Source organism: Mycolicibacter algericus DSM 45454 (assembly GCF_002086455.1).
Lineage (GTDB): Bacteria > Actinomycetota > Actinomycetes > Mycobacteriales > Mycobacteriaceae > Mycobacterium > Mycobacterium algericum.
Map to the genome: position 1 here is coordinate 28,699 of NZ_MVHC01000008.1, position 22,033 is coordinate 50,731.

At 67.5% G+C, this 22,033-nt stretch carries 35 protein-coding genes and 1 tRNA gene; 14 read left to right on the forward strand and 22 right to left on the reverse strand.

The window, feature by feature from the left end:
* Nucleotides 1–26: 26 nt before the first annotated feature.
* The 14 genes from BST10_RS10205 to BST10_RS10260 form a co-directional block, all read right to left on the reverse strand.
* Nucleotides 27–251 carry a hypothetical protein gene (locus BST10_RS10205; protein WP_133054418.1) on the reverse strand — a complete coding sequence of 75 codons (225 nt, stop codon included), beginning with the start codon at nucleotides 249–251 and terminating at the stop codon, nucleotides 27–29.
* Nucleotides 251–796: a hypothetical protein gene (locus BST10_RS10210; protein WP_083037682.1), complete on the reverse strand. Its 546-nt coding sequence runs from the start codon at nucleotides 794–796 to the stop codon at nucleotides 251–253. Before BST10_RS10210 ends, BST10_RS10205 begins: the two co-directional genes overlap by 1 nt.
* On the reverse strand, nucleotides 790–987 hold the full coding sequence (locus BST10_RS10215; protein WP_083037683.1) for a hypothetical protein: 198 nt from the start codon (nucleotides 985–987) through the stop codon (nucleotides 790–792). Before BST10_RS10215 ends, BST10_RS10210 begins: the two co-directional genes overlap by 7 nt.
* A complete protein-coding gene (locus BST10_RS10220) occupies nucleotides 984–1,808 on the reverse strand; it encodes a hypothetical protein (RefSeq protein WP_083037684.1) in 825 nt (274 codons plus the stop codon). The genes BST10_RS10215 and BST10_RS10220 overlap by 4 nt, the downstream gene beginning before the upstream one ends.
* A gap of 109 nt (nucleotides 1,809–1,917) precedes the next feature.
* A complete protein-coding gene (locus tag BST10_RS10225; RefSeq protein WP_083037685.1) occupies nucleotides 1,918–2,097 on the reverse strand; it encodes a hypothetical protein in 180 nt (59 codons plus the stop codon).
* Nucleotides 2,094–2,288 carry a hypothetical protein gene (locus BST10_RS22950; protein ID WP_133054420.1) on the reverse strand — a complete coding sequence of 65 codons (195 nt, stop codon included), beginning with the start codon at nucleotides 2,286–2,288 and terminating at the stop codon, nucleotides 2,094–2,096. Before BST10_RS22950 ends, BST10_RS10225 begins: the two co-directional genes overlap by 4 nt.
* The gene (locus BST10_RS10230; RefSeq protein WP_083037686.1) at nucleotides 2,288–3,133 is read right to left on the reverse strand and encodes a DUF6551 family protein; all 846 of its coding nucleotides are present in this window, start codon (nucleotides 3,131–3,133) and stop codon (nucleotides 2,288–2,290) included. Before BST10_RS10230 ends, BST10_RS22950 begins: the two co-directional genes overlap by 1 nt.
* The gene (locus BST10_RS10235) at nucleotides 3,130–3,423 is read right to left on the reverse strand and encodes a hypothetical protein (RefSeq protein WP_235673528.1); all 294 of its coding nucleotides are present in this window, start codon (nucleotides 3,421–3,423) and stop codon (nucleotides 3,130–3,132) included. Before BST10_RS10235 ends, BST10_RS10230 begins: the two co-directional genes overlap by 4 nt.
* The gene (locus tag BST10_RS23255; protein ID WP_163762264.1) at nucleotides 3,420–3,638 is read right to left on the reverse strand and encodes a hypothetical protein; all 219 of its coding nucleotides are present in this window, start codon (nucleotides 3,636–3,638) and stop codon (nucleotides 3,420–3,422) included. Before BST10_RS23255 ends, BST10_RS10235 begins: the two co-directional genes overlap by 4 nt.
* Entirely contained in the window at nucleotides 3,635–3,997 is a 363-nt protein-coding gene (locus BST10_RS10240) for a hypothetical protein (RefSeq protein WP_083037687.1), read from the reverse strand. The genes BST10_RS23255 and BST10_RS10240 overlap by 4 nt, the downstream gene beginning before the upstream one ends.
* Entirely contained in the window at nucleotides 3,994–4,266 is a 273-nt protein-coding gene (locus BST10_RS10245; protein ID WP_083037688.1) for a hypothetical protein, read from the reverse strand. Before BST10_RS10245 ends, BST10_RS10240 begins: the two co-directional genes overlap by 4 nt.
* A gap of 68 nt (nucleotides 4,267–4,334) precedes the next feature.
* Entirely contained in the window at nucleotides 4,335–4,874 is a 540-nt protein-coding gene (locus BST10_RS10250) for a hypothetical protein (protein ID WP_133054421.1), read from the reverse strand.
* Nucleotides 4,871–5,056: a hypothetical protein gene (locus BST10_RS10255; RefSeq protein ID WP_083037690.1), complete on the reverse strand. Its 186-nt coding sequence runs from the start codon at nucleotides 5,054–5,056 to the stop codon at nucleotides 4,871–4,873. The genes BST10_RS10250 and BST10_RS10255 overlap by 4 nt, the downstream gene beginning before the upstream one ends.
* Nucleotides 5,053–5,523, reverse strand: a complete 471-nt coding sequence (locus tag BST10_RS10260) for a hypothetical protein (RefSeq protein ID WP_133054422.1) — start codon at nucleotides 5,521–5,523, stop codon at nucleotides 5,053–5,055. The genes BST10_RS10255 and BST10_RS10260 overlap by 4 nt, the downstream gene beginning before the upstream one ends.
* A 152-nt stretch (nucleotides 5,524–5,675) precedes the next feature.
* On the opposite strand from BST10_RS10260, the gene BST10_RS10265 reads away from it, so the two are divergent.
* Both BST10_RS10265 and BST10_RS10270 read left to right on the forward strand, forming a co-directional pair.
* The gene (locus tag BST10_RS10265) at nucleotides 5,676–5,894 is read left to right on the forward strand and encodes a hypothetical protein (RefSeq protein WP_083037692.1); all 219 of its coding nucleotides are present in this window, start codon (nucleotides 5,676–5,678) and stop codon (nucleotides 5,892–5,894) included.
* 215 nt (nucleotides 5,895–6,109) lie between these two features.
* Complete coding sequence (locus BST10_RS10270) at nucleotides 6,110–6,316, forward strand: hypothetical protein (RefSeq protein ID WP_083037693.1); 207 nt, start codon at nucleotides 6,110–6,112, stop codon at nucleotides 6,314–6,316.
* A gap of 80 nt (nucleotides 6,317–6,396) precedes the next feature.
* On the opposite strand, the gene BST10_RS10275 is transcribed toward BST10_RS10270, so the two are convergent.
* Genes BST10_RS10275 through BST10_RS10290 form a run of 4 tightly spaced genes read right to left on the reverse strand, consistent with a single transcriptional unit; the run spans nucleotide 6,397 to nucleotide 7,800 of the window.
* Entirely contained in the window at nucleotides 6,397–6,591 is a 195-nt protein-coding gene (locus BST10_RS10275) for a helix-turn-helix domain-containing protein (protein WP_083037694.1), read from the reverse strand.
* Entirely contained in the window at nucleotides 6,588–6,812 is a 225-nt protein-coding gene (locus BST10_RS10280; RefSeq protein WP_083037695.1) for a hypothetical protein, read from the reverse strand. Before BST10_RS10280 ends, BST10_RS10275 begins: the two co-directional genes overlap by 4 nt.
* Nucleotides 6,809–7,498 (reverse strand): phage antirepressor N-terminal domain-containing protein, encoded by a 690-nt coding sequence (locus BST10_RS10285; protein WP_083037696.1) that lies wholly within the window; start codon nucleotides 7,496–7,498, stop codon nucleotides 6,809–6,811. The genes BST10_RS10280 and BST10_RS10285 overlap by 4 nt, the downstream gene beginning before the upstream one ends.
* Nucleotides 7,498–7,800 (reverse strand): XRE family transcriptional regulator, encoded by a 303-nt coding sequence (locus BST10_RS10290; protein WP_235673527.1) that lies wholly within the window; start codon nucleotides 7,798–7,800, stop codon nucleotides 7,498–7,500. The genes BST10_RS10285 and BST10_RS10290 overlap by 1 nt, the downstream gene beginning before the upstream one ends.
* A gap of 182 nt (nucleotides 7,801–7,982) precedes the next feature.
* On the opposite strand from BST10_RS10290, the gene BST10_RS22955 reads away from it, so the two are divergent.
* The 5 genes from BST10_RS22955 to BST10_RS10310 are packed head-to-tail and all read left to right on the forward strand — an operon-like array spanning nucleotide 7,983 to nucleotide 11,898.
* Nucleotides 7,983–8,906: a hypothetical protein gene (locus tag BST10_RS22955; RefSeq protein ID WP_133054423.1), complete on the forward strand. Its 924-nt coding sequence runs from the start codon at nucleotides 7,983–7,985 to the stop codon at nucleotides 8,904–8,906.
* Nucleotides 8,903–9,457: a DUF6932 family protein gene (locus BST10_RS10300; RefSeq protein WP_083037698.1), complete on the forward strand. Its 555-nt coding sequence runs from the start codon at nucleotides 8,903–8,905 to the stop codon at nucleotides 9,455–9,457. Before BST10_RS22955 ends, BST10_RS10300 begins: the two co-directional genes overlap by 4 nt.
* 10 nt (nucleotides 9,458–9,467) lie before the next feature.
* Entirely contained in the window at nucleotides 9,468–10,448 is a 981-nt protein-coding gene (locus tag BST10_RS10305; protein ID WP_133054424.1) for a hypothetical protein, read from the forward strand.
* Nucleotides 10,449–10,474: 26 nt separating this feature from the next.
* A complete protein-coding gene (locus tag BST10_RS22960) occupies nucleotides 10,475–10,696 on the forward strand; it encodes a hypothetical protein (protein WP_133054425.1) in 222 nt (73 codons plus the stop codon).
* Nucleotides 10,697–10,707: 11 nt separating this feature from the next.
* Nucleotides 10,708–11,898: a site-specific integrase gene (locus tag BST10_RS10310; protein ID WP_083037700.1), complete on the forward strand. Its 1,191-nt coding sequence runs from the start codon at nucleotides 10,708–10,710 to the stop codon at nucleotides 11,896–11,898.
* 67 nt (nucleotides 11,899–11,965) lie between these two features.
* Here BST10_RS10310 and BST10_RS10315 read toward each other — a convergent pair.
* Nucleotides 11,966–12,048: transfer RNA gene (locus BST10_RS10315), tRNA-Tyr, on the reverse strand.
* A 97-nt stretch (nucleotides 12,049–12,145) separates the two neighbouring features.
* On the opposite strand from BST10_RS10315, the gene BST10_RS10320 reads away from it, so the two are divergent.
* The 4 genes from BST10_RS10320 to BST10_RS10335 all read left to right on the forward strand — a co-directional run bounded on the left by BST10_RS10320 (nucleotide 12,146) and on the right by BST10_RS10335 (nucleotide 16,856).
* Complete coding sequence (locus tag BST10_RS10320; RefSeq protein WP_013827503.1) at nucleotides 12,146–12,637, forward strand: YajQ family cyclic di-GMP-binding protein; 492 nt, start codon at nucleotides 12,146–12,148, stop codon at nucleotides 12,635–12,637.
* A gap of 35 nt (nucleotides 12,638–12,672) precedes the next feature.
* Nucleotides 12,673–14,157, forward strand: coding sequence for a flavin-containing monooxygenase (locus BST10_RS10325; RefSeq protein ID WP_109559473.1), 1,485 nt, complete (start codon nucleotides 12,673–12,675; stop codon nucleotides 14,155–14,157).
* 19 nt (nucleotides 14,158–14,176) lie between these two features.
* Nucleotides 14,177–15,202, forward strand: coding sequence for an NAD(P)H-dependent glycerol-3-phosphate dehydrogenase (locus BST10_RS10330; RefSeq protein WP_013827501.1), 1,026 nt, complete (start codon nucleotides 14,177–14,179; stop codon nucleotides 15,200–15,202).
* A gap of 142 nt (nucleotides 15,203–15,344) precedes the next feature.
* On the forward strand, nucleotides 15,345–16,856 hold the full coding sequence (locus BST10_RS10335; RefSeq protein ID WP_083037701.1) for a SulP family inorganic anion transporter: 1,512 nt from the start codon (nucleotides 15,345–15,347) through the stop codon (nucleotides 16,854–16,856).
* Nucleotides 16,857–16,874: 18 nt separating this feature from the next.
* Here BST10_RS10335 and htpX read toward each other — a convergent pair whose 3' ends face one another.
* A complete protein-coding gene (gene htpX / locus BST10_RS10340) occupies nucleotides 16,875–17,723 on the reverse strand; it encodes a zinc metalloprotease HtpX (RefSeq protein WP_013827499.1) in 849 nt (282 codons plus the stop codon).
* A gap of 73 nt (nucleotides 17,724–17,796) precedes the next feature.
* Nucleotides 17,797–18,813, reverse strand: coding sequence for a nonaprenyl/(2E,6E)-farnesyl/geranylgeranyl diphosphat synthase (gene grcC1 / locus BST10_RS10345; RefSeq protein ID WP_081465469.1), 1,017 nt, complete (start codon nucleotides 18,811–18,813; stop codon nucleotides 17,797–17,799).
* 21 nt (nucleotides 18,814–18,834) lie between these two features.
* Between grcC1 and menJ the strand changes: the two genes are divergently transcribed.
* The 3 genes from menJ (at nucleotide 18,835) to BST10_RS10360 (ending at nucleotide 21,316) form a co-directional block, all read left to right on the forward strand.
* Nucleotides 18,835–20,067: a menaquinone reductase gene (menJ, locus tag BST10_RS10350; protein ID WP_371869203.1), complete on the forward strand. Its 1,233-nt coding sequence runs from the start codon at nucleotides 18,835–18,837 to the stop codon at nucleotides 20,065–20,067.
* Nucleotides 20,068–20,189: 122 nt separating this feature from the next.
* Complete coding sequence (locus BST10_RS10355; RefSeq protein ID WP_083037702.1) at nucleotides 20,190–20,867, forward strand: class I SAM-dependent methyltransferase; 678 nt, start codon at nucleotides 20,190–20,192, stop codon at nucleotides 20,865–20,867.
* A gap of 5 nt (nucleotides 20,868–20,872) precedes the next feature.
* Nucleotides 20,873–21,316 (forward strand): nitroreductase/quinone reductase family protein, encoded by a 444-nt coding sequence (locus BST10_RS10360; protein WP_083037703.1) that lies wholly within the window; start codon nucleotides 20,873–20,875, stop codon nucleotides 21,314–21,316.
* Nucleotides 21,317–21,322: 6 nt separating this feature from the next.
* Here the strand turns inward: BST10_RS10360 and BST10_RS10365 are convergent, their stop codons facing one another.
* Nucleotides 21,323–22,015 (reverse strand): demethylmenaquinone methyltransferase, encoded by a 693-nt coding sequence (locus tag BST10_RS10365; protein ID WP_083037704.1) that lies wholly within the window; start codon nucleotides 22,013–22,015, stop codon nucleotides 21,323–21,325.
* Between the last annotated feature and the right edge of the window lie 18 nt (nucleotides 22,016–22,033).

Genomic DNA, 22,033 nt, shown 5'->3' on the forward strand with positions numbered 1-22,033 from the left:
CATGCCGATCGACACAGGCGGCCGAATCATGCGCCGACTCCGAACAGTGCGAGCTGCCCGGGCGGTAGTGGCCCCGGCACGATCGCGCTCGACCGGTGCAGAGCGGTCGAGCCGTCCTCGTAGCGGACCTCCACGTGGTCCGGCGGCTGCAACACGGTGACCACAGCGGGCCGCATCCGGCCAGCAGCCAGGTCCGCCACATCGACGCGCTGGCCGACCGTGAGCTGATCCAACGATGTCGCGCAACGCATCACGCCACCCCCAGCTCGAACAGCTCCAACTGCCCGACCGGCTCGTCGTCGGTGACTTCCTCGAAACCGAGCGCCCGATTCAGGGCGCGCTCCTGCCGCGCGCCGAGTCGCCGCAGTTCCGCGTAGTGCGCTTCCACCTGGGCGCCGGACGGGTGGTAGCTGCGACACACGCCCGAATGTGGGTTCGGTGGTGTGTGTTCGTATGGGCAGCGGCACCACTCCCATGTGCGTTGATGCCCGGTGTGCATCGCCTTGCGGACCGCGCGCAGCTCGTCGGTGATCGCCTGCGGCAGTTCGCGGGCGTACCGGTTCAATTGCGCCTTGGTGACCGTGACGACCGGCTCACCGAACATGGGAGACAGGATCTTGCCTTTGCGGCACTGGTATCCGTGCGAAAGCCACTCGGGGCCGCCACGAACGCGGGAGCCACTGCAACCCTGCATCGACTCCATCAGGTGATCCACGCCCACCGGACCGATCAAGCAGTCGCGCATCGCCCAGCCGCCCACTGCTCGCAGCAGCCAGCGTTGATCGGTGGTCAGCATGCCGCCTCCCGGAATTGCTGGCAGTCGCAGAATCGGCACGGCGCGGTCTCGGTGTAGTCGTGCTGGGCCCACCAGTGCCCGCAGCAGGTGCCCTGCGTGTTGCGGGGCAGGCCGCGCAGGATGTGGTCGGCGTCGAACCGCGGTGTCGTCGGTTCAGCCGGCGGGGTGAACAACTCCAGCTGCCCGGTCACGATGCCTGCTCGATTCGCAAGGCCGCCCGGTCGCGGACGACTTGCTTGCTGCTGATGCTGAGGCGTTCGGCGATCTCCTGGGCGGACAGTCCGAGGTCGGTGAGGCGCTGCACCGTTGCTTGGCGTTCGGCGATGTCCTCCAATTGCTCGGCGCGCCGGTCCCGGACCGTCCAGGACGGGACCGCGGCCGCGGCCGGGTCGTCGATGGTGTCTTCGTCCCAGTCCAGGGGCAGCGGCCACCTGCGGCGCCGGCCTTCGTTGCGGGCCCGCGAAGACGGTCCGGGCTGCATCTGTAGTTCGGCGAAGAGGGCGTCGACCGCGCGGGCGGTGGTCGCCAACACCAGATCCTTGTCCTCGCGCCACAATCGACCGCCATTCGACTCTGCCATTCCGATACGTGCGCACAGGTAGCGCCGGCTGTAGCCGGCGGCCACTAGGGCCTGCAGTCGGCGCCGGGTGCCGAGTGCGGGGACCTTGCGGCCGGCGGCGGCGACCCGGTGCGGTATCTCGGGTATCGGGACGGCGAGCAGTTTCACGGCGGTGCGACGCCAGACCCGTTTGGTTGGGCCGGTGCCGCGTTCGGGACGTCCGGTGATGATCACCTGAATGGTGTTGTGCGACACCCCGGATAGCTGTCGTAGACGTTTGTTGCTGATGCCTCCGGCGCGCAGGGCGAGGATGTGGTCGCGGATGGGTTGGGCGTCGACGTAGCTGGGTTGCCAGTCGATGCGTGCCCGGTCGGACTCGTAGCAGTTCTGGCAGAGTTGCCGTGATCGCATGGGGCGCTGGCCGCAGCGGGTGCAGAGCGGTTTCGGGGTCATCGCGCCAGCCAGTGGTAGAGGACGGTGCCGATGATCCAACCGGCCTGCATTCCCAGGAGTGAGGCGTAGTGCGTCTCGATGGGCACGTAGCCGGGGATCCGAATCTTCTTCACAGTCCGTGCCTTTCCAGGATGGCGTCCACCACGGCCGCGCACGCCTTCTCGCCGGACAGCTTGAAGTCGGCCAAGCTGACGCCGCCGAAGAACGGTTTAGCGTCCACCGCCGCCAGAAAACCCCGGATCTCCTTGAGCGCCTGCGTCTGCCGGTCGACTAGCTCGATGGTGCTCATCCGCGGACCTTCGATGGTGGTAGGTGGTCGGGTTCGGCCTGGGCGACATCCACGTCACCCCATCCGGTCACCTCGCGGCAGCGTGGGCAGACGAACGGGTTGGCGTGGGTGTGCTGACTGCGGGTGAGGGCGCGCTGCCTGCACACATCGCAGTGGCAGAGGTAGCCGATGATGTCGGGAAAGGTAGCCATCAGCCGACCGCCTTGCGCTGGTGGTTGTTACCGCCACCGCGACCAACACCGCCGAATACCCGCGCCGACACCGCAATCTTGCGGCCAGGCTTCTTGTTGTAGCGCTCCATGATCACCAGCGCGGTCAGCACCGGCAGGGTGCCGGACTGCACATCCCGCAGCGCGACCGCCGAGGTCTTCAAGTGCCGCGGCATCACGTCGAGCAGCGCGTCGACGAGCCGTTCGAGGTCGATGTCATCGCGCAGGGAGTGCAGGATCAGGGCGAGACCGTGGATGATCGGGGCGTCGAGGGCGTCGCGGCGTTTACCCCAGATGTCGATGATCAGCTCGAGGGTTTCGTCCAGCAGCGCGTCGTCGATGTCGGCGACCTTCTCCAGCGTGCCGACGCAGCCAATGTGACCGTCCTTGGGTGCCGGGTCGACGATGAGCCCGCGTTTGTCCAGAACGGCCTGGATGCGGCCGATGATCCAGTCGCCGGCGGCCAGGCGGGCCTTGTAGTGCTCGAAGACGTTGACCTTCTTGCGGGCCCGGTTGAGCTGGTCGAACAGTTTCGCTTCGTCGGCGACGGTGAGACCGGTGTGGACGTTGGCGACCAGCGTGGGTGGATCGTCGAGGAGTTGGGCTGCGGCCCAACGGTGTTGGCCGTCGATGATCGCGTAGCGGGGCAGGTTGGTCGGGCCGCGGTCGGAGACTTCGATGATGCCGGCGAGGCGGGGGTTCCAGTCGCGGGCCATGGCGCGGGCGCGGGCGGGGTCGCAGGGCCGTTGGTAGGTGGTGTCGACGAAGACGTCGCTGGTGTGGATGGCGGTGACGTAGACGTCGGGGTCTGCGGCCGCGGCGGTCACGATTTCACCTCGAATCGGCGGACCTCACTCGTCGACATGCACTCCGCGAACACCTCGGGATGCAGTGACTTCAGCAGCTTCTGGTCCAATGATGTGCGTTTCGACGTCTTCCAGGTGACCACGGTGGTGCCGTCGAGGGTGCCGGTGTCGTCGCCGCCCATCGCCTCCTGAATTGCGGCTTTCGCGGACGCTTCGAGTTCGTCGATGCGGGCCGCGAGCTTGGCGCGTTCGTTGCGGCAGTACTGAAGGATTTCGACCTGGGCGCGAACGCTGGCGAGGTCGGTACTCATCGGGATTCTCCTGTTGATGATTCGAGGGATTCGAGGACATCGGCCACGCTGCTGATACACGCCGGGCAGCCCGACTCGATCAGCGACCGCGGGGTCGTCGGGGTGGCAGTGAGGGTTTCGCCCAGGCCGAGTCGTGGTGTGTCCAGCCATTCGTCTGCGTGGTCGCCGAGTGTGCGTTGCGCCAGCTTGTAGACGTAGTTCTTTCCAACGCTCATGCGGCCACGCTCCGGTCTGTCTTGTAGTGAGCAACGAACTGCCTCAGCAGGTTTGCGTGGATGGGGCAGACGAAGACCACCGATTCGGCGATGGCGACACCGGATTCGTGCGTTGATAGGCCGGCGGTTTCGAGGGTGATGAGGACGTTGATGACGCCGGGGACGGTGGGCCGGATGTCCAGCGCTGAGCACACTTCGGCGGCGTGTTCGTCGGCGTACAGCTGGCCTGGGCTGGCGGGTGTGGCGTGGGCGCTGTTGATGCCGGCGGCGCCGCCGATGATCACTGCGGCGACCAGCAGCCACAGGATCGGGACGACTTTGTCGCGCCAGGTTCGGCGCCAGGGGTTGCGGGGGGTCATGCGGCCACGACCTTGGCGGCCAGGAGCGCGTTCTGCGCTTCGTGCTCCAACCAGGCGCGGGCCTCCGATTCGCTCCACACCAGCACTCCCGGAGGGGCATCGGCGCGGTAGGAGAAGAGATTCCACCGGTATCCGCTGATCGGTTCGATCAGTTCTTGCGCGACCCACACCGGCTCGCCGTTGATGCAGGCGAGCAGTGTTGTGCCGCCGTCGTCGCGGACGTGTTCGCGGATCTCCCAGCCGGTCTGGGTTACGGTGGTGTCTGGCACTGCTTCATTCCTTTCGGTTGGTGGTGCCTTCGCCCCGTCGTCAGTCGCCCTGACGGCGGGGCACTTCTCTATCTGCGGTGCGTGTCGAGGTCGGTCACTGCGGCGGCCCTGGCGAGCCCGGTCGGGGTGGGGTCGAGGCGTTCGATGTGCTCGACGACGTCGGCGCAGGTGTCGCCGAGCCGGGCCAGCAGGGTGCGGAGGGTGTTGAGCCATTCGGCGCCGGCGGCCTCGACGTCGGTCAGCGGGTATTGGCTGGGGTGGCCCGCGCCGGCGGATTGCGGCGTGCCATGACCGCTGGCGATTGTTGTGGAGCTCGGCGCGGGCCGGTCTGCCGAGTTGTGAGCCCGAAGCTCAGACACGACAGACGTCTGGGGGTGGCCGACCGCACCTGCTGTGCCGCCAAGTGCGGTCGGCCCGTCCACGCTGCGAAGCCCCGCGGTGCCACCCGACGGTCGTTGCGTGGACGTGTCCGCGAGCTGCGGCGGCCAAGGGGAGGCGGTCGCCGGCGCGGACGGTTCATCGAGCAGGTCGTAGTCGTGAGCGGCGGTCAGCCCGACCGCGGCATTGAAGTCACGGAACGCTTCGGCCAGCCAGCGGCGCATGCTCATCGGCGGACTCCTTGCGTGTGGAGTGCGGCCTGGACGGTGGCCCGGTAGGTGGCCAGTGCGGCGACGACGTGGCGGGCGCTGCCGGTGGCGACGAGCTCGGCGCGCATCTTGTCGAGGTCGATGAGCACCCGCCGGTAGAGGACCGCGGCGGGGTTGGTGGCGGGATTGTGGGCGGCGCTCATGCGGCGGCTGCCAGTCCGTCGAAGCCGCGTACGGGGTCGTAACCCATCTCGGTGGCCAGGGCGGCGAAGATCGGCGGCCACGCGTCGGCCGCCGCCGCAGACGGGGACGTGTGCGCCCGGGCCCGCGCGGCGAACCGGATGCCGGCCAGCGCGACGTCGTCGTAGTAGTCGGCCAGATCAACGTCGGTCAGCGCTGGCAGTTGGCCGGTGGGAAGGTCCGCCCACCAGTCGTCGATGTCGCGGTAGTCGGGGCCGGGCACGAACGGCAGCGGGCCGTCGGGTTCCGGCGCGGGGACAGCTGCGAGCGGCGGCCGGCCGGCGCGGTGGCGACCGTGCTCGGGGGTCGGGGCGGGCCCGGGGGTGACGGTGCCCGCCAGCATCCATCCGATACCGGCGAACGCGAGGATCATTAGGGCGCTGACCAGACTGGTCTGGGCGTCTACTGCGGGGAGCCACCAGGCGGTCATCGGGCACCGCCGGTGGTGGTGGCGTCCGACGGCCGCGGGATCGCCGCGGCGCGTCGGAGCCCCGCCTTACGCTGCAACTGCTGGAGCGCCGCAAGGAAGAGCGCTCCCGCCACATAACGGGCAGCAACCCGTGCAAACGCAAGGAGATCGTGATGAGCGGTATCGACGACCTGCTCGCGTTGGAGATCGACGAGGCGATCTGCCCTTGGGCCTACTCGCTTCAGGAGATCGTTCGAGAGCGGTCCGCGAGCCGCATTAGTGACGAGGAAGCAGTTCGGCTGACTCTCGTCACGGTCAGCACGGCGGTTCTGGATTTCGAGGAGCGGTTGAACCAGTTGGAGGGGAAGCCCAAAGGTTTCCGCCAGCCCTGACATTGTTGTGCGGCGCCTTTCGGCGGCAGCGGCGCGCTCTTGGCGCATGTCGGTGAGCGCTTGCGTGAGTCCCGGTTGTAGGCCGGGCAGGCCGGCGCTCACTGGTCACCGCCGGTGGTGGTGCCCGGCCCCGGCAGTTCCCCGCTGCCGGGGCCGGTCTCTCCTACGCTCGCTGTGTCAGCAGTGCCCGGACGGGCATCGAACGAAGGAGAAGCATGGGAGACACCGACGAATCGCTCCGCGCGATTCTGAGCAAGTTGGCGAACGCGGATGTGCCGGCCGAGCTGGTAGTCACGAAGCGGCTGCAAGACGCGTTGAAGGAGACCGACTGCAACCTGGGTGATCGTGATTCGATGCTCACGATGCTGTTGGTGGCGATTGTCGACCTGGAGACTGAACTGAGACGCCCGAAAAGCCGTTAGCTCGTCCCATACGTCGTCGATTATCAGAGGGCCTCGGATGTGTTGCGTGAGTCCCGGTTGTAGGCCGGGCAGGCCGGCGCTCACGCCGACGCCTTGGCGTTGGCTGTGATGAATCGCTGGACTTCAGCGACTGAGATCCGGCGGTGCGCACCGATCTGCACCCACCGCAATTCGCCGGCGGCGAAAAGTCGGTAGAGGGTGGCGCGGCTGACCTTTAGTACGCCCATCGTCTCGGTGACGGTCAGCAGCTGCGGAACCCGGACCGCGGCGGTCATGACTCACCGCCAGACAGTTCGTCAGCGGTGTCGAGGAGCTTCCGCGCGAACTCTTGCGCCTCATCCATGGTCAGCAGAGCGCCGCCGCCGTGAAAGCCGTTGACGTACAACCAGATGAACGGCTGGTCGTCGCCTTCGAAAGAGCCGGCGGAGAAGTCCACTGTCCGGCCGTCATCGGAAATGATCGGCTCGGACTCGGAGTAGTGAATGAAGTTGCTCATGCCGCGCCACCGCCAATCTCGCGGCGGATCTGCTCGTCGAGTGCGAGGTCGAGTTGCAGTTGCGCTTGAAGGTCACCGAGTGCGCGGCGGGTTTCGACGAGCTTCCGTGTCAACTCAGGCAGTACGTGCGGGTGCACAGTCCACGCGGAGCCGGTGTGCCAAAACCAGGCTCGGTATGCCTTGCGTGGTGCGCCGGTCTGCTTGAGTACGCCACCGTCGCGTAGGCCGCGGGTGATGTCGGTGGCGTCGAGGTCGATGCCGTACCGCTGCCGGATCAGCGCGGCGAGTTCATCCCAGGTGACCGTGTTCGGCGTGGTGGTGTGGTGGCGTCCGCCGGTGAAGTACGCCTCGATCACGTCGGCGACCTCGCACTGGTAGGCGGCGAGCTTCGGGCGGACATGCTCGGCGACCCGCGACAGCGGGATCGTCGCCAGGTGCATCAGAAACGAACGAACGTCGGCGGTGACCATCCGGTGGCCGACCTCGTGACCAGCGCCAATGGTCGTTACGACCGTGGAACCAAGAGTCGCCCAGTGCTGCTTACGGAGTCGCTTGATCTGCATGCCAGGGTCGGCGAGCCCGATCAGCTCGAAGGCGGGGCGAAGAACAACGTGCGGCTTGCCGTCCACGTCCGCAACGAGCAGGTCGTCACCGTGGAACGGGATCGTGGCGAGGGCGGCGGACATCAGGCCACCTCGCTACTGGCCGGCGTGTTGCGCGGCACGTAGTTGGTGGAGATCGACCCGGCAGGCAGCTTGTATGCGTGCTCGAGCCCGGCGATCAACTGGGCGCTCGCCCCGCGGTGGCCGTTCTCGATAGCACTCAGCGCACCCTTCGTGGGACGGTCTCCGGTGACTTCGGCGACGAGGTCGCAAACCTCGTCGAGCTTCAGGCCGGAGACCTGGCGGAGGATCGCGATCGAGACGTGCGGCGGGACTTTCGGGTTTCTTTGGCGGTCGTACCGCCGAGGCTGGGCTTCCTTCGGCACGAATCCGACGGTACACCATCATGAACCGACGGCAAACCGATATTCCGAAACATGTCCGAAGTTGGCAAACAAGGCCGACCTGCATAAACGTGCCGCCAACGCGGATTGCGCCAGGGAATTACCGGCTTGTTGTTTGCCACACGGCACGAAGGTTTGCCGAAAAAGTCTGGAACAATCGGGGGATGGCACCGAAGAACACCGAAAGGTTCGGCGGAATCATCAGCGATGCGTTCGCCGCTCTCGGCGTAACTCAAGTCGAGCTCCAAAAGCTCGGCGGTCCTAGTGACACCACCCTGCGCAGGATCATGGAAGGCCACGACGTCGGCATTTCGGTGCGCACTCTCAACGGACTTGATGCCGCGTTCGACTGGCCAACAGGGACCGCTGCGCGAGTGCTTGCCGGCGCTGACCCGCCACCCCTCCCCCATCGACACCGGATGCACGTCGGGCCAGACGCCTCCACATCACTCCGAACTTCGGACCGCGTATCCGAGCCGGCGGCACGACCCGGTACCGACTACTCGCCGGTGCTAGCCAGCATCGCCGTGGACGCAGATGACTTACGAGATGCCAGCAGCCATGTCGATACCTCGATCACAACTAGCATCGACGCCAACGATCCTGACGATGTTGAAACGCTGATTGGCGAGGTCGAAACGCTCATCTCAGACGTTGACGATCTCATTGGTGACATCACGGAATTCGCCGACATCGTGGACGAACTAGCAACGAAAGTGGTTGGCCGAGAACGGCTGCAGCGAATGAAACAGGACACCCGCCGGTTTCGACGTCGTCAGTACCTCCAGCAGCACAGCGTGAGTCTTTTCACCGACGCCGATGATGATCGCCAATCTGCTCGGCCAAATGCCGCACGCGGGAGCACGCGCGATTTGTCGCCGGATGTTGACGGCGCCGAGACCAACTCCCAAGACACGGTTGGCGAAACTCCTGAGACTGGCGCGGGGGTGCCGCCTCCGCCGACCGACAATGTCGCGCGCCGGATGACCGACGAGGAGATCCGCAGTGCAGCAGCGGCGGACCCGCTGTGGGCTGACTATGTGCGGACGAAGCGTCCCGAGCTCGCTGAAGACTGGACGTTCGAGTGACCCTGCCACCGTGTGACGGAACGTTCGCCGCCCTGCCGTACCGGGATGCTCCCTACCCGGCCACTCTCAACGAGATCGAGGCCCACTTCGTCGACGCCGCTCCCGAGTCCACGCGCCACCGGCGGGCGTTGATCATGCGGGCTCTGCGTCTGCATGTGGACATAGTGACCACGTTGGCCAGTAAGCACGGCACTGCGGTGAGGATCTTCCTCGATGGTGGGTTCATCACCTGGAAGCCGAAGGCGCCGCGTGACGCTGATCTTGTCGTCTTGGTGCCGCCGGCCGCGTACCCGCATTTCGTGCAACCACCCCTATTCCCGTTGTGGACGCTGTCAGAGGTCGGTGCCACACTGGGGCAAGGCGGTGGGGAGGTGCACGCGGAGGTTCTCCGGCCGGGCTTCGGGCTCGCAGACTGCTACGTGAATCCAGACCTGCCTACAAGCCGCAGGACGTGGCATGAGACTTGGTCTGCGGCACGCGACTTGAGCACCGACAACGTCGTCGAGGGACCACATAAGGGCTACATTGAGGTGGTGAACGACCATGGCTGACGCACCATCGATGTCGGCCTCCGAATTGCTGATCGCCGCGATCCGCGAAACCCGCGAAGCAGCGGTCGAGCACGGCTGGGATGACTACACGACCTCGTTTGCGCTCGGCCAGATGTACGCGGGCACGGTGCAGGGCAATCACGAGCTTGAGTCGATCTGGTCCCGCGAAACCGCTCCCCCCCAGGCACGCCTGGACCTGCACCTGACCGAAGGCTCCATCGAAGGGCACACCGCGCCGGCGGAGAAGTTCGCCCGGCTGGTCGCCGGCCTCTCGGATGCGACGAAGGAAATCTCGAAAAAGAAGCTCGACCGCAAGAGGTACCCGTCACCCCTGCTCGTCCGGGGCGCTGGGCCGGGCTCGTTGCGCCTGGTGATTGAGATTCAACCCCACCCCGATGATGGGCGTCCGGATTCGATGGGTGAGCTGTCGACGGTGGACAGTGAGTCGCTGCGGCAGATTGCGGCGGTCCTGGGCTCCTCCGACGACCTCTCCGAGGATTCCACGCTGACCGCGCAGATCAGCCACCTGCCAGCGAAGGCACGAGCCGCACTGCGTAAGGCCGCCAAGCAGATCGCCGGCGAGCACTGGCACATCGAGGGCAAGGTCGAGCAGCGTGGTTTTCTACCCGCTGCGGTGGGAATCAGCCCGGCCGGCGCCAAACGCCTGCACTTGGAGTTGACGCACGAGGACATCGAACCCAAACCCGTCACGATGTTCGGAATCATCGACGGGACAATCGATATCGAGCGCATCGTGTGGTTCAGCCCCGAAGGTGGACGGCGATTCCGCGCGGTGGCGATTGACAAGGAGACCGCCGAGGCGGCCTTGGAGTTGCAGCCGGGTCATCCGCGTGTGAAGGCCGAGTTCGTCGCCTACGAATCATTGGGGGCGGGCGATGATGTCGTTCGGCGGAGCTGGGAGCTGCGGTCAGTCGAGTTGGCGCCAGCCGCACATGTCGGCGGTCAGGAAGGGTTCGGCGGGCTTGTTTAGCCTCGAGCAGATGTGGAGGTCGTGATATGAGCAGGATCGAGCACCTGCGGCCACTTCAGGAGGCCGCGGTAGCTGCGTGCAATGGTGTGACGAACCCGCTACGTCATGCCGCCGACGACCTTCAGGCCCAGATCGCCGACACCACCGACGTTCAACGGCAACGCAGCCTACGGATGGCCCTCGGCTCGGCCCTGGCCGCCGAGTCGAAATTCTTCGCGCCGAAAAGCGATACGCAACCCGGAACTTGAACAAACGCGCCATGGCCGAACCCCGTCGCCAGCTGCCCCCGCAGATCAAGCCCGTCGAACTCGCCAAGCGCAAGAACGGCCGGCCGGTAGTCCGCTACCAGCTCACGGTCGATGTCGGCGAGATCGACGGCAAGCGCAAGCAGTTCCGCAAGCGCTACCCCACCGAGAAGGCAGCGCGCGCCGCGCTGGACGAGATCCGCGGCCAAGTCGCGACCGGCACCTACGTCCACCCCTCGACCCGCACCGTGGCGCAGGCGTGCGAGGACTGGCTGGCGGGTAAGCGGGCCGCAGACCGGGCCGAGTCGACCGTCGACGGATACGCGGAGAAGCTGTCAGTGGTGATCGCCGAGCTCGGTGACCGCGAGGTGCAGAAGCTCACCAAGCGCCACCTCGACGATCTGGTGATCGCGCTGCGCGCCGGCGGGCTGCCCTCCCCTACCGACAAACCGCGCAAGCCCTGGTCCCCGCGCTCGGTCAACTACCTCCTCGGCCTGCTCGTCGCGATGCTGGAATCCGAGCAGAAGCAGGGCCACGTGGTGCGCAACGTGGCCGCGTTGGTGGATCGCATCGACGGCGACGCGAAGCCACCAGATCCGCTCAGCGAGGCGGAGGTAGAAAAGGTTCTCGCGCACATCGAGGGCGACCGGTACGCCATCGCCTGGGAGCTCGCGCTGGCCGGATTCCGGCTCGCCGAGATCAGCGGCCTGCGCTGGTGCGATGTCGACCTCAAAGCGAAGTCGGTAACGGTCGCCAACACCCGGCTGCAGCGCGGCAAGAAGCTCATCGAGAAGACGCCCAAGTCACGAGCCGGGAACCGGGTGCTGCCGCTGCCGGATGACCTGTACGCGGTCTTCAAGGCGACCCGCAAACTGCAGGCTGCAGACCGGCTTCGGCTCGGCGCGGCCTATCAGGCGAGCGGGTACGTGGTGGTGAACGAGGCCGGTGAGGCGCTGACACCCAACGCGGTGGAAAACCGGTGGGCGCGGATGCTCGCCGCCGCGGGCGTGCGGCACGTCCGGTTGCACGATGCCCGGCACACCTGCGGGACATTGATGCACCTTCGCGGGGTGCCGATCGCGCTGATCTCCGCGTGGCTGGGGCATGCGTCGAAGGCGTTCACGATGCAGACGTACGTGAATCCGAAGCCGGAGGCGTTGGCCATCGCGGCGCAGAGCTTCACGCGAGTTAGCCGCGAGTTGTGACAATTCCCGTGACAACTTTGGCCTGGAGACGATGTCAGGCCCCCTCGAAAGGGGGCCTGACCTGCGGTGGCAGGTGCAGGATTCGAACCTGCGTAGGCTTTCGCCGACGGATTTACAGTCCGCTCCCATTGGCCGCTCGGGCAACCTGCCGTATCGCGCCTAGCAGACTACAACGAGGATGGACCCGCGACACAAGCGGGCAGCACAGCACCACAGCGCAGCACCGCACCAAAGAGAGGACAGGTTCGTGGCGGACTCATCGTTCGACATCGTCAGCAAGGTCGACCGGCAGGAGGTCGACAACGCTTTGAACCAGGCCGCCAAGGAGCTGGCCACGCGGTTCGACTTCCGCGGCACCGACACCACCATCGCCTGGAAGGGTGAGGAGACCATCGAGTTGGTCAGCTCCACCGAGGAGCGGGTCAAGGCCGCCGTCGAGGTGTTCAAGGAGAAGCTGATCCGGCGCGACATCTCGATGAAGGCGTTCGACGCCGGCGACCCGCAACCCTCGGGCAAAACCTACAAGGTCAGTGGCGGCCTCAAGCAGGGCATCAACGCCGAGCAGGCCAAGAAGATCAACAAGCTGGTCCGCGACGAGGGCCCCAAGGGCGTCAAGACCCAGATCCAGGGCGAGGAGATCCGGGTCTCGTCGAAGAAACGCGACGACCTGCAGGCCGTCATCTCGCTGCTCAAGGGCGCCGATTTGGACATTGCACTGCAGTTTGTCAACTACCGGTAGAAAGGCCCTGCCCACCGGCCCGCCGAGTGCCTAGGCTGGTGACCGTGAACACACAGGATGCCGTCGACGTCGTCATCGTCGGTGCCGGGATCTCCGGTATCGGCGCGGCCTACCGCATCGCCGAGCGAAATCCGGGCACCAGCTACGTCATCCTGGAGCGCCGCGAACGCATCGGCGGCACCTGGGACCTGTTCCGCTACCCCGGGGTGCGCTCGGACAGCAGCATCTTCACGCTGTGCCTGCCGTACGAGCCGTGGACCGGCCGGGAACGGGTGGCCGAGGGCCACGAGATCCGCGAGTACCTGACCGACGCCGCCCGCAAGCACGGCATCGACTCCCACATCCGGTTCAACAGCCACGTGACCGCCGCGGACTGGGATTCGTCGACCGACACCTGGACGGTCACCGTCGATGAGGGCGGCACCACCCGGAGCTACCGCAGCCGGTTCGTGTTCTTCGGGTCCGGCTACTACAACTACGACGACGGCTACACGCCGGAGTTCCCGGGCGTGCAGACCTTCACCGGCACGGTGGTGCACCCGCAGCACTGGCCCGAGGACCTGGACTACACCGGCAAGAAGGTGGTAGTCATCGGCAGCGGCGCCACCGCGATGTCACTGGTGCCGGCCCTGACGCAGCGGGCCGGGCAGGTCACTTTGCTGCAGCGCACGCCGACGTATCTGATCTCGGCGTCGAAGTACAGCAGGTTCGTCGACGTGGTCGCGAAACTGTTGCCCCGCAAGTGGTCTCACCTGCTCATCCGGTTCACCATGGCGTTGTTCGAGGGCGTGGTCTGGTTCCTCGCCCGTAAGACGCCACCGCTGATGAAATGGCTGCTGCGCCGCCAGGCCGTCAAGAACCTGCCGCGCGGTTACCCCGTCGATGTCCACTTCAAGCCGCCGTACCAGCCGTGGGATCAGCGGCTCTGCCTGATCCTGGACGCCGATCTCTACGGCGAGATCAGCGCCGGGCGGCTGGAGATGGTCACCGACCGGATCGATCACTTCGACGCGTCCGGTATCGCGCTGCAATCCGGGCAGCACCTCGACGCCGACATCATCGTCACCGCCACCGGCCTGCAGCTGCAGGCGCTGGGCGGAGTCCGGATCAGCCTGGACGGCACCGAGATCAAGCCGGCCGACCGGTTCGTCTACAAGGCGCACATGCTCGAGGACGTGCCGAACCTGTTCTGGTGCGTGGGCTACACCAACGCCTCCTGGACGCTGCGCGCCGACATGACCGCCCGGGCCACCGCCAAGCTGATCGACCACATGAACTCGCGCGGTTACACCCACGCCTACCCGCATCTGGGCGATGAGCCGCTCACCGAGAAGCCCGCCTGGGACATTCAGGCCGGCTACGTGCTGCGCTCGTTGCACGCGCTGCCCAAGTCCGGCACCAAGCGGCCGTGGAATGTCCGGCAGAACTACTTCGCCGACGCCGTGGACTACCGCTTCGACCGGATCGACGAGTCGATGGTGTTCGGGCGGGCCGGCGAAAGCGAACCACTGGCGGGGTAGGCCGGGGTAACTTCGCCCCATGGCAGCTGCTACCCGCACCCCCAAGGTCGTCGTACTCGGCGGCGGATCGTTCGGCACCACGGTGGCCTCCATCTGCTCGCGGCGCGCGCCGACGCTGCAGTGGGTGCGATCCGAATCGACCGCCGACGACATCAACGCCAACCGGCGCAACAGCCGCTACCTGGGCAACGAGGTGGTGCTGTCCGAGACCTTGCGCGCCACTACCGATTTCGCCGAGGCCGCCCACAGCGCCGACGTGGTCGTGATGGCGGTGCCCTCGCACGGCTTCCGGGGCGTGCTCACCGAGCTCGCCAGCGAGCTGCGGCCGTGGGTGCCGGTGGTGTCACTGGTCAAGGGCCTGGAACAGGGCACCAACATGCGGATGTCGCAGATCGTCGACGAGGTGCTGCCCGGCCACCCCGCCGGCATCCTGGCCGGCCCGAACATCGCCCGCGAGATCGCCGAGGGTTATGCCGCGGCCGCGGTGCTGGCCATGCCCGACCCACACCTGGCCGCCGAGCTGGCGCTGCTGTTCCGCACCAAACGGTTCCGGGTCTACACCAGCGACGACGTGACCGGTGTCGAGATGGCCGGCGCGCTCAAGAACGTCTATGCGATCGCGGTGGGGATGGGCTATTCGCTGGGGATCGGCGAGAACACCCGGGCCATGGTGATGGCGCGGTCGGTGCGGGAGATGTCCAAGCTCGGCGAGGCGATGGGCGGCGCCCGCGACACCTTCTCCGGCCTGGCCGGCATGGGCGATCTGATCGTCACCTGCACCAGCCAGCGCAGCCGCAACCGCTTCGTCGGCGAACAGCTGGGCGCGGGCAAACCGATCGACGAGATCATCGCGTCGATGAACCAGGTCGCCGAGGGCGTGCGAGCCGCCAGCGTGATCATGGAGTTCGCCTCGCAGTACGGGCTGAACATGCCGATCGCGCGCGAGGTCGACGGCGTGATCAACCACGGCTCCACCGTCGAGCAGGCCTACCGCGGGCTGATCGCCGAAACACCCGGGCACGAGGTGGAGGGAACCGGGTTCTGACTGTGTGATCGCTGTGGGATTCGCTCCGACTGTGTAACCGATGTTTACTTGCCGGACATGTCATATTCCTGATTCGGAAATACAAGATCAATAGTTTTCCCGCATCTCGGCAACACCGATGAGGGCAGGGGAACCAACCACGATGCTGACCGCGCGCAAAGCCGGCACCGACGTCGACCGACGATCGGGCCGATCGCGCACGATCCTGCGTTACGACCTGCCGGCATCCCTGGTGGTGTTCCTAGTCGCGCTGCCGCTGTCGCTGGGCATCGCCATCGCCTCCGACGCCCCGGTGCTGGCCGGTCTGATCGCCGCCATCGTCGGCGGCATCGTCGTCGGCGCGCTGGGCGGGTCGCCCCTGCAGGTGAGCGGGCCGGCGGCCGGGTTGACCGTCGTCGTCGCCGATCTGGTGAGCCGGTTCGGCTGGAAGGTGACGTGCGCGATCACCGTCGGCGCAGGCGTGCTGCAGATAGTGCTGGGACTGAGTCGGGTGGCGCGGGCCGCGCTGGCGATCTCACCGGTGGTGGTGCACGCCATGCTGGCCGGCATCGGCCTCACGATCACCCTGCAACAACTTCACGTGTTGCTGGGCGGTCAATCGGCGAGTTCGGCGTGGGAGAACTTGGCCGGCCTGCCCGACGGGCTGGTCGAGGCCCATGGCACCGAGCCGGTCCTGGGCATCCTGGTCATCATCACCATGCTCGCCTGGCGATCGGTGCCCGGCGCGCTGGGCCGGGTTCCCGGGCCGTTGGTCGCGATCGTCGGGGCGACGGTGCTGACGGTGGTCTTCTCCCTCGACGTGCGTCGCATCAAGCTGGACGGGTCCCTGCTGGACGCCGTGCAACTGCCCGGGCTGCCGCACGGCAACTGGACTGGCGCCTTCCTCGGCGTGGTCGTCGTGGCGTTGATCGCCAGCGTGGAGAGCCTGCTCTCGGCGGTGTCGGTGGACCGGATGCACACCGGGGCCCGCACCGACTTCAACCGCGAACTGATCGGTCAGGGCGCCGCCAACGTCACCTCCGGGATGCTGGGCGGCCTGCCGATCACCGGGGTGATCGTCCGCAGCGCCACCAACGTCAATTCCGGCGCGAAGTCCCGGGCGTCGGCGTTCCTGCACGGCGTGTGGATCCTGTTGTTCGCCCTGCCGTTCGCGGCGCTGGTTCAGCAGATCCCGAGTGCGGCGCTGGCCGGCCTGCTGATCACCGTCGGGGTCCAGCTGATCAAAACGGTTCACATCGAAGCCGCTTGGCGCAGCGGGGATCTCGCGGTCTACCTGGTGACGGTGCTGGGCGTGGTGTTCCTCAACCTGCTGCACGGGGTGCTGATCGGGCTGGCGCTGGCGATGGTGTTGACCGGCTGGCGGGTGATCCGGGTGAAGATCGTCGCCGAGCACATCGGCGACGAGTGGCTGGTGGCCGTCTCGGGCGCGTGCACCTTCCTGGCGCTGCCCCGGCTGACGGGCGTGCTGGCGGCGATCCCGGCCGGCACGCATGTCACCCTCGACGTCTCGACCACCTACCTCGACCAGGCGGCCGAGCAGGCGATCGAGGACTGGCGGCGACAGCATTGCGCCACCGGCGGCACGGTATACACCCCCGGTGCGGCCGCGGCAGACTCAACAGCCGACGCAAACACGCCAGCGAGCCGGCCGTGAGCTGAGCGCGAAAGCGCCTCAGCCCCGGGCCATCTCCTCGAGCCGGCGAATCCGGTCGGCCATCGGCGGGTGGGTGGAGAACAGCTGGCCGACCTTCTCCCCGACCCGGAACGGGTTGGCGATCATCAGGTGCGACTGGCTGGCCAGCTGCGGTTCGGGCGGCAGCGGCGCGGCCTGCACCCCGTCGGAAATCTTGCGCAGCGCCGACGCCAGCGCCAGCGGGTCACCGGTGAGCACGGCACCGGACTGGTCGGCCTGGTACTCGCGCGAGCGCGACACCGCCAACCGCACGATCGACGCCGCCAGCGGCCCCACCAGCGCGACCAGCAGCATCGCCAGCGGATTGCCGTCGCGGCGGTTGCCCATGAACATCGCCATGTTGGCCAACCCGGTGACCACCGAGGCCAGCGCGCCGGCGACACACGAGATCAGGATGTCGCGGTTGTAGACATGCGACAGCTCGTGGCCGAGCACCGCGCGCAGCTCGCGCTCATTGAGCAGCCGCAGAATCCCGCTGGTGCAGCACACCGCGGCGTGGCGCGGGTTGCGTCCGGTGGCGAACGCGTTGGGGGCATTGGTGTCGCTGACGTACAGCCGCGGCATCGGCTGGTGGGCGGCGGTGGCCAGCTCGCGCACGATCCGGTAGATCTCCGGCGCCTGCACCTCGGTAACCGGCTGCGCGCGCATCGCCCGCAACGCCAGCTTGTCGCTGTTGAAGTAGGTGTAGACATTCATCCCCACCGCGAACAACACCGCCAGCCACATCATCTGCGGCCCGAACGCCCGGCCCACCAAGACGATCAGCCCCGACATGACGAGCAGCAGCAAGAACGTCTTCGCCGTGTTGCGATGCGGGTGCCAGGTCATCGACTTCCTCCTCGGAGATCCGCGGTCTTGCTCATTAAACGCCGCGGACACCGCGCGGGTTCCGGCATTGCGATCAGCCGTGCCGGTTGACGGTGTAGTCGACCAGGCCGGCCAATGCCGCACGGCCCACGCAGTCGGGCAGCGAGGCCAGCTCCGCGCGGGCCTGCGCGGCGTAGTCGGCCACCGTCTGCTTCGCCCTCGCCATGCCCGCCGACGCCCGCAGCAACCCCAGCGCCTCGGCCAGCACCGCATCGTCGGTGACCGGCTCGGCCAGCAAGGTGCGCAGCCGCTCGGCGTCCGGGCCGGTCTCGGCCAGCGCGTAGAGCACCGGCAGGGTGTGCACGCCTTCGCGCAGGTCGGTGCCGGGCAGCTTGCCGGACTCGTCGGGGTCGGAATCGATGTCGATGATGTCGTCGGAGATCTGGAACGCGGTGCCGACGATGCCGCCGAGCCGGGCCAGCCGCTCGATCTGTTCGTCGTCGGCGCCGGAGAACGTGGCGCCGAACCGGCCGGACGCCGAGATCAGGCACGCCGTCTTCTCGTAGACCACTTTGAGGTAGTGCTCGATCGCGTCCACCCCCTCGTCGGCGCCGCGGGTCTCGCGCATCTGGCCGGTCACCAGCTGGGCGAACGTCTCGGCGATGATGCGCACCGCCTCCGGCCCGAGCCGCGACACCAGCCGGGAGGCCGTCGCGAACAGATAGTCGCCGGCCAGGATCGCGATGTTGTTGCCCCAGCGTGCGTTGGCGCTCGGCGCCCCGCGGCGGATCTGCGCCTCGTCCATCACGTCGTCGTGATACAGCGTGGCCAGGTGCACCAGCTCGATCACCGCGCCGGCCACGGTCACCTGCCAGGCGTCGGGTTCGGGGCCCAGCTGGGCCGACAGCACGGTGAACAACGGCCGGAAGCGCTTGCCGCCGGCGTCGAACAGGTGGGTGACGGCCTCGGTCATCAGCGCGTCGCCGCCGCGCAACTCGGTGTCCATCAGCTCTTCGATGCGCGCCACCCCGTCGCGGACGCTGCCCGCGAACGCCGGGTCGCCCAGCCCGCCGAAATCCAGCCCCGCCACCACACTCGCCGGTGTCCTCACGGCTCCAACATACTTGTGAGTGTGAATTCCAGCGCTGAGACCGTGGCCGACGTGGTGATAGTCGGGGCCGGTCCGTCGGGGTCGGCGGCCGCCGCCTGGGCGGCGCGGGCGGGCCGGGACGTGCTGGTGGTCGACCGGGCCACCTTCCCCCGCGACAAGCCCTGCGGCGACGGGCTGACCCCCAGGGCCGTCGAGCAGCTCGAATTGCTGGGCCTGGGCGACTGGCTCGACAGCCACATCCGGCACCGCGGCCTGCGGATGTCGGGGTTCGGCGGCGACGTGCAGGTGGACTGGCCCGGGCCGTCGTTCCCGTCGACCGGCAGCGCCGCGCCGCGCACCGAGCTCGACGACCGCATCCGCAAGGTCGCCGAGGAATCGGGTGCGCGAATGCTGTTGGGCGCCAAGGCCGTCGACGCCCATTACGATTCGTCGGGGCGAGTGCGTTCGGTGCTGCTGGCCGACGGTTCGGAGGTCAGCTGTCGGAGCTTGATTGTGGCCGACGGGGCCCGCTCCACACTGGGCCGGGTGCTGGGCCGGCAATGGCACCAGGAGACGGTCTACGGGGTGGCCGCGCGCGGGTACCTGGCCTCGCCGCGCGCCGACGAACCCTGGCTGACCTCGCACCTGGAACTGCGCGGACCCGACGGCGCGGTGCTGCCGGGCTACGGCTGGATCTTCCCGCTGGGCAACGGCGAGGTGAACATCGGCGTCGGCGCGCTGGCCACCGTCAAGCGGCCCGCCGACGTGGCGTTGCGGCCGCTGATGTCCTACTACGCCGACCTGCGCCGCGACGAGTGGGGATTCGAGGGCCCGGTGCGCGCGCCGGCCAGCGCACTGTTGCCGATGGGCGGCGCGGTCTCGGGGATCGCCGGGCCGAACTGGATGCTGATCGGCGACGCCGCCGCGTGCGTCAACCCGCTCAACGGCGAGGGCATCGACTACGGGATGGAGACCGGGCAGCTGGCGGCCGAGATGCTCGACTGCCCGGACCTGACCCACGCTTGGCCGGAGTTGCTGGCCGCCCGCTACGCCCGCGGGTTCTCGGTGGCCCGCCGGCTGGCGCTGCTGCTGACGTTCCCGCGGTTCCTACCGGCCACCGGCCCGGTGGCGATGCGCTCGACGACGCTGATGCGGGTGGCGGTGCGGGTGATGGCCAACCTGGTCACCGATGAGGACGCGGACTTCGTGGCGCGCGCCTGGCGCGGCGGGGGGCGGCTGTCCCGGCTGATCGACCGCCGCCAGCCGTTCCTGTAACTTTCCTTCCGCCGAGCAGACGCATAGGCCCCCTATTCAGCTCCGTTTAGGGGGCCTACGCGTCTGCTCGCCGCGATGTCAGGGCCATTGACACATATCAGCTTCATTGATATACCGGACTGATGAGCGAAGAATCATTGGATTTCCAGTTCGACGCCGCCTACCGCGGCGAATCCGAGCAGATGGGCTTGGGCGCCAAGCCGCCGTGGAGCATCGGCGAGCCCCAGCCGGAGTTGGCCGCCCTGATCGAGCAGGGCAAGTTCCACGGCGACATCCTCGACGTCGGCTGCGGTGAGGCCGCCATCTCGCTGCACATGGCCGAGCGGGGCCACACCACCGTGGGCCTGGACCTGTCGTCGACCGCCATCGACCTGGCGCGCGCCGAAGCCGCCAAGCGCGGTCTGACCAACGCCACGTTCGAGGTTGCCGACATCAGCAACTTCACCGGCTATGACGGCCGGTTCGGCACCATCGTCGACAGCACGCTGTTCCACTCCATCCCGGTGGAGGCACGCGACGGCTACCAGCGCTCCATCGTGCGGGCTGCCGCGCCGGGGGCGTCCTATTTCGTGCTGGTCTTCGACAAGGCCGCCATCCCAGAGGGCCCGCCGTTCGCGGTGACCGACGACGAACTGCGCGACATCGTGTCGAAGTACTGGGTGATCGACGAGATCAAACCGGCCCGGCTGCACGCGGTGTTCCCCGACGACTTCCCCGGTTTCGGCGGCGTTCCGCTGCAAGACGAGCCGGGCGGTCGCAAGTCGGCTGCGGGCTGGCTGCTCTCCGCGCACCTGGGCTGACAGCCATGACCGCGGGGAAACTCCCCGGCTGGCTCAAGCCGATGAACAAGGTCATGGTGGCGATTCAGAAGCTCGGCATCACCGCGGGCCCGGTCAGTGTGTTGACGGTGCCCGGCCGCAAGTCCGGTCAGCCGCGCAGCACCCCGATGACGCCGTTCACCTACGGCGGGCGACCGCACGGTGTGGCGTTTCCGGGTGCCGACTGGGCCAGCAATGCACGCGCCGCGGGCGTGGGAACCCTGAGCCGCGGTCGCAAGTCGCGGCAGGTGCAGATCGTCGAACTGTCGGCCGAGGAGGCCCGCCCGGTGTTGCGGGTGTTTCACGACGAGGTGCCGGTCGGTGTCGGCTTCATGAAACGCACCGGCTTGGTGCAACAGGGCACCCCGGACGAGGTGGAGGCACTGGCCGGGCGCGTCTCGGTCTTCCGGTTCGACCCGCTGCCGAACTGACCGTCGTCAGGCCGGGAGCTTGCGGGCCGAGTGCAGCGCCACGATGCCGCCGGTGAGGTTGCGCCAACCCACGTCCGACCAGCCTGCCTGCCCGATCTGCTCGGCCAGCGCGGCCTGATCCGGCCAGGCGCGAATCGACTCGGCCAGATAGACGTAGGCCTCCGGATTTGACGACACGGCGCGGGCCACCGCCGGCAGTGCCCGCATCAGGTACTCCTTGTAGGCGGTGGCGAACACCGGGATTCTCGGAGTGGAGAACTCACAGACCACCAGCCGCCCACCGGCTTTGGTCACCCGGGCCATCTCGCGCAGGCCCGCCACGTGGTCGACGACGTTGCGCAGCCCGAAGCTGATCGTCACCGCGTCGAACACCGCGTCGCCGAACGGCAGTTTGGTGGCATCCCCGGCCACCTTGGGCACGTCACGCTTGTGGCCGGCGGCCAGCATGCCGACCGAGAAATCCGCGGCCACACACCACGCACCGGATTTCGCGAGTTCGACGGTCGACACGGCAGTGCCGGCGGCCAGGTCCAGCACCTTCTCCCCCGGCTGCAACGCGAGAGCCTTGCGGGTGGCCCGGCGCCAGGCACGGTCGCGGCCCAGCGACATCACGGTGTTGGTCAGGTCGTAGCGGCGCGCGACGCCATCGAACATCGATGCCACGGCGTGGGGGTCTTTGTCCAGGCTGGCGCGGCTCACCGGGTTGACGCTACCCGC

What these genes read in the sequence shown, in the direction of transcription:
- BST10_RS10240 (WP_083037687.1), bottom strand. Translation starts at nt 3,997, where the DNA reads ATGACCCCCCGCAACCCCTGGCGCCGAACCTGGCGCGACAAAGTCGTC.
- BST10_RS10265 (WP_083037692.1), top strand. Translation starts at nt 5,676, where the DNA reads ATGAGCGGTATCGACGACCTGCTCGCGTTGGAGATCGACGAGGCGATC.
- BST10_RS10355 (WP_083037702.1), top strand. Translation starts at nt 20,190, where the DNA reads ATGAGCGAAGAATCATTGGATTTCCAGTTCGACGCCGCCTACCGCGGC.
- BST10_RS22950 (WP_133054420.1), bottom strand. Translation starts at nt 2,288, where the DNA reads ATGGCTACCTTTCCCGACATCATCGGCTACCTCTGCCACTGCGATGTG.
- BST10_RS10310 (WP_083037700.1), top strand. Translation starts at nt 10,708, where the DNA reads ATGGCCGAACCCCGTCGCCAGCTGCCCCCGCAGATCAAGCCCGTCGAA.
- BST10_RS10275 (WP_083037694.1), bottom strand. Translation starts at nt 6,591, where the DNA reads ATGACCGCCGCGGTCCGGGTTCCGCAGCTGCTGACCGTCACCGAGACG.
- BST10_RS10335 (WP_083037701.1), top strand. Translation starts at nt 15,345, where the DNA reads ATGCTGACCGCGCGCAAAGCCGGCACCGACGTCGACCGACGATCGGGC.
- BST10_RS10225 (WP_083037685.1), bottom strand. Translation starts at nt 2,097, where the DNA reads ATGAGCACCATCGAGCTAGTCGACCGGCAGACGCAGGCGCTCAAGGAG.
- BST10_RS10235 (WP_235673528.1), bottom strand. Translation starts at nt 3,423, where the DNA reads ATGAGTACCGACCTCGCCAGCGTTCGCGCCCAGGTCGAAATCCTTCAG.
- BST10_RS10270 (WP_083037693.1), top strand. Translation starts at nt 6,110, where the DNA reads ATGGGAGACACCGACGAATCGCTCCGCGCGATTCTGAGCAAGTTGGCG.
- BST10_RS10305 (WP_133054424.1), top strand. Translation starts at nt 9,468, where the DNA reads ATGTCGGCCTCCGAATTGCTGATCGCCGCGATCCGCGAAACCCGCGAA.
- BST10_RS10255 (WP_083037690.1), bottom strand. Translation starts at nt 5,056, where the DNA reads ATGAGCGCCGCCCACAATCCCGCCACCAACCCCGCCGCGGTCCTCTAC.
- BST10_RS10280 (WP_083037695.1), bottom strand. Translation starts at nt 6,812, where the DNA reads ATGAGCAACTTCATTCACTACTCCGAGTCCGAGCCGATCATTTCCGAT.
- BST10_RS10205 (WP_133054418.1), bottom strand. Translation starts at nt 251, where the DNA reads ATGCGTTGCGCGACATCGTTGGATCAGCTCACGGTCGGCCAGCGCGTC.
- htpX (WP_013827499.1), bottom strand. Translation starts at nt 17,723, where the DNA reads ATGACCTGGCACCCGCATCGCAACACGGCGAAGACGTTCTTGCTGCTG.
- BST10_RS22955 (WP_133054423.1), top strand. Translation starts at nt 7,983, where the DNA reads ATGGCACCGAAGAACACCGAAAGGTTCGGCGGAATCATCAGCGATGCG.
- BST10_RS23255 (WP_163762264.1), bottom strand. Translation starts at nt 3,638, where the DNA reads ATGAGCGTTGGAAAGAACTACGTCTACAAGCTGGCGCAACGCACACTC.
- BST10_RS22960 (WP_133054425.1), top strand. Translation starts at nt 10,475, where the DNA reads ATGAGCAGGATCGAGCACCTGCGGCCACTTCAGGAGGCCGCGGTAGCT.
- BST10_RS10260 (WP_133054422.1), bottom strand. Translation starts at nt 5,523, where the DNA reads ATGACCGCCTGGTGGCTCCCCGCAGTAGACGCCCAGACCAGTCTGGTC.
- BST10_RS10250 (WP_133054421.1), bottom strand. Translation starts at nt 4,874, where the DNA reads ATGAGCATGCGCCGCTGGCTGGCCGAAGCGTTCCGTGACTTCAATGCC.
- BST10_RS10210 (WP_083037682.1), bottom strand. Translation starts at nt 796, where the DNA reads ATGCTGACCACCGATCAACGCTGGCTGCTGCGAGCAGTGGGCGGCTGG.
- BST10_RS10330 (WP_013827501.1), top strand. Translation starts at nt 14,177, where the DNA reads ATGGCAGCTGCTACCCGCACCCCCAAGGTCGTCGTACTCGGCGGCGGA.
- BST10_RS10220 (WP_083037684.1), bottom strand. Translation starts at nt 1,808, where the DNA reads ATGACCCCGAAACCGCTCTGCACCCGCTGCGGCCAGCGCCCCATGCGA.
- BST10_RS10285 (WP_083037696.1), bottom strand. Translation starts at nt 7,498, where the DNA reads ATGTCCGCCGCCCTCGCCACGATCCCGTTCCACGGTGACGACCTGCTC.
- BST10_RS10360 (WP_083037703.1), top strand. Translation starts at nt 20,873, where the DNA reads ATGACCGCGGGGAAACTCCCCGGCTGGCTCAAGCCGATGAACAAGGTC.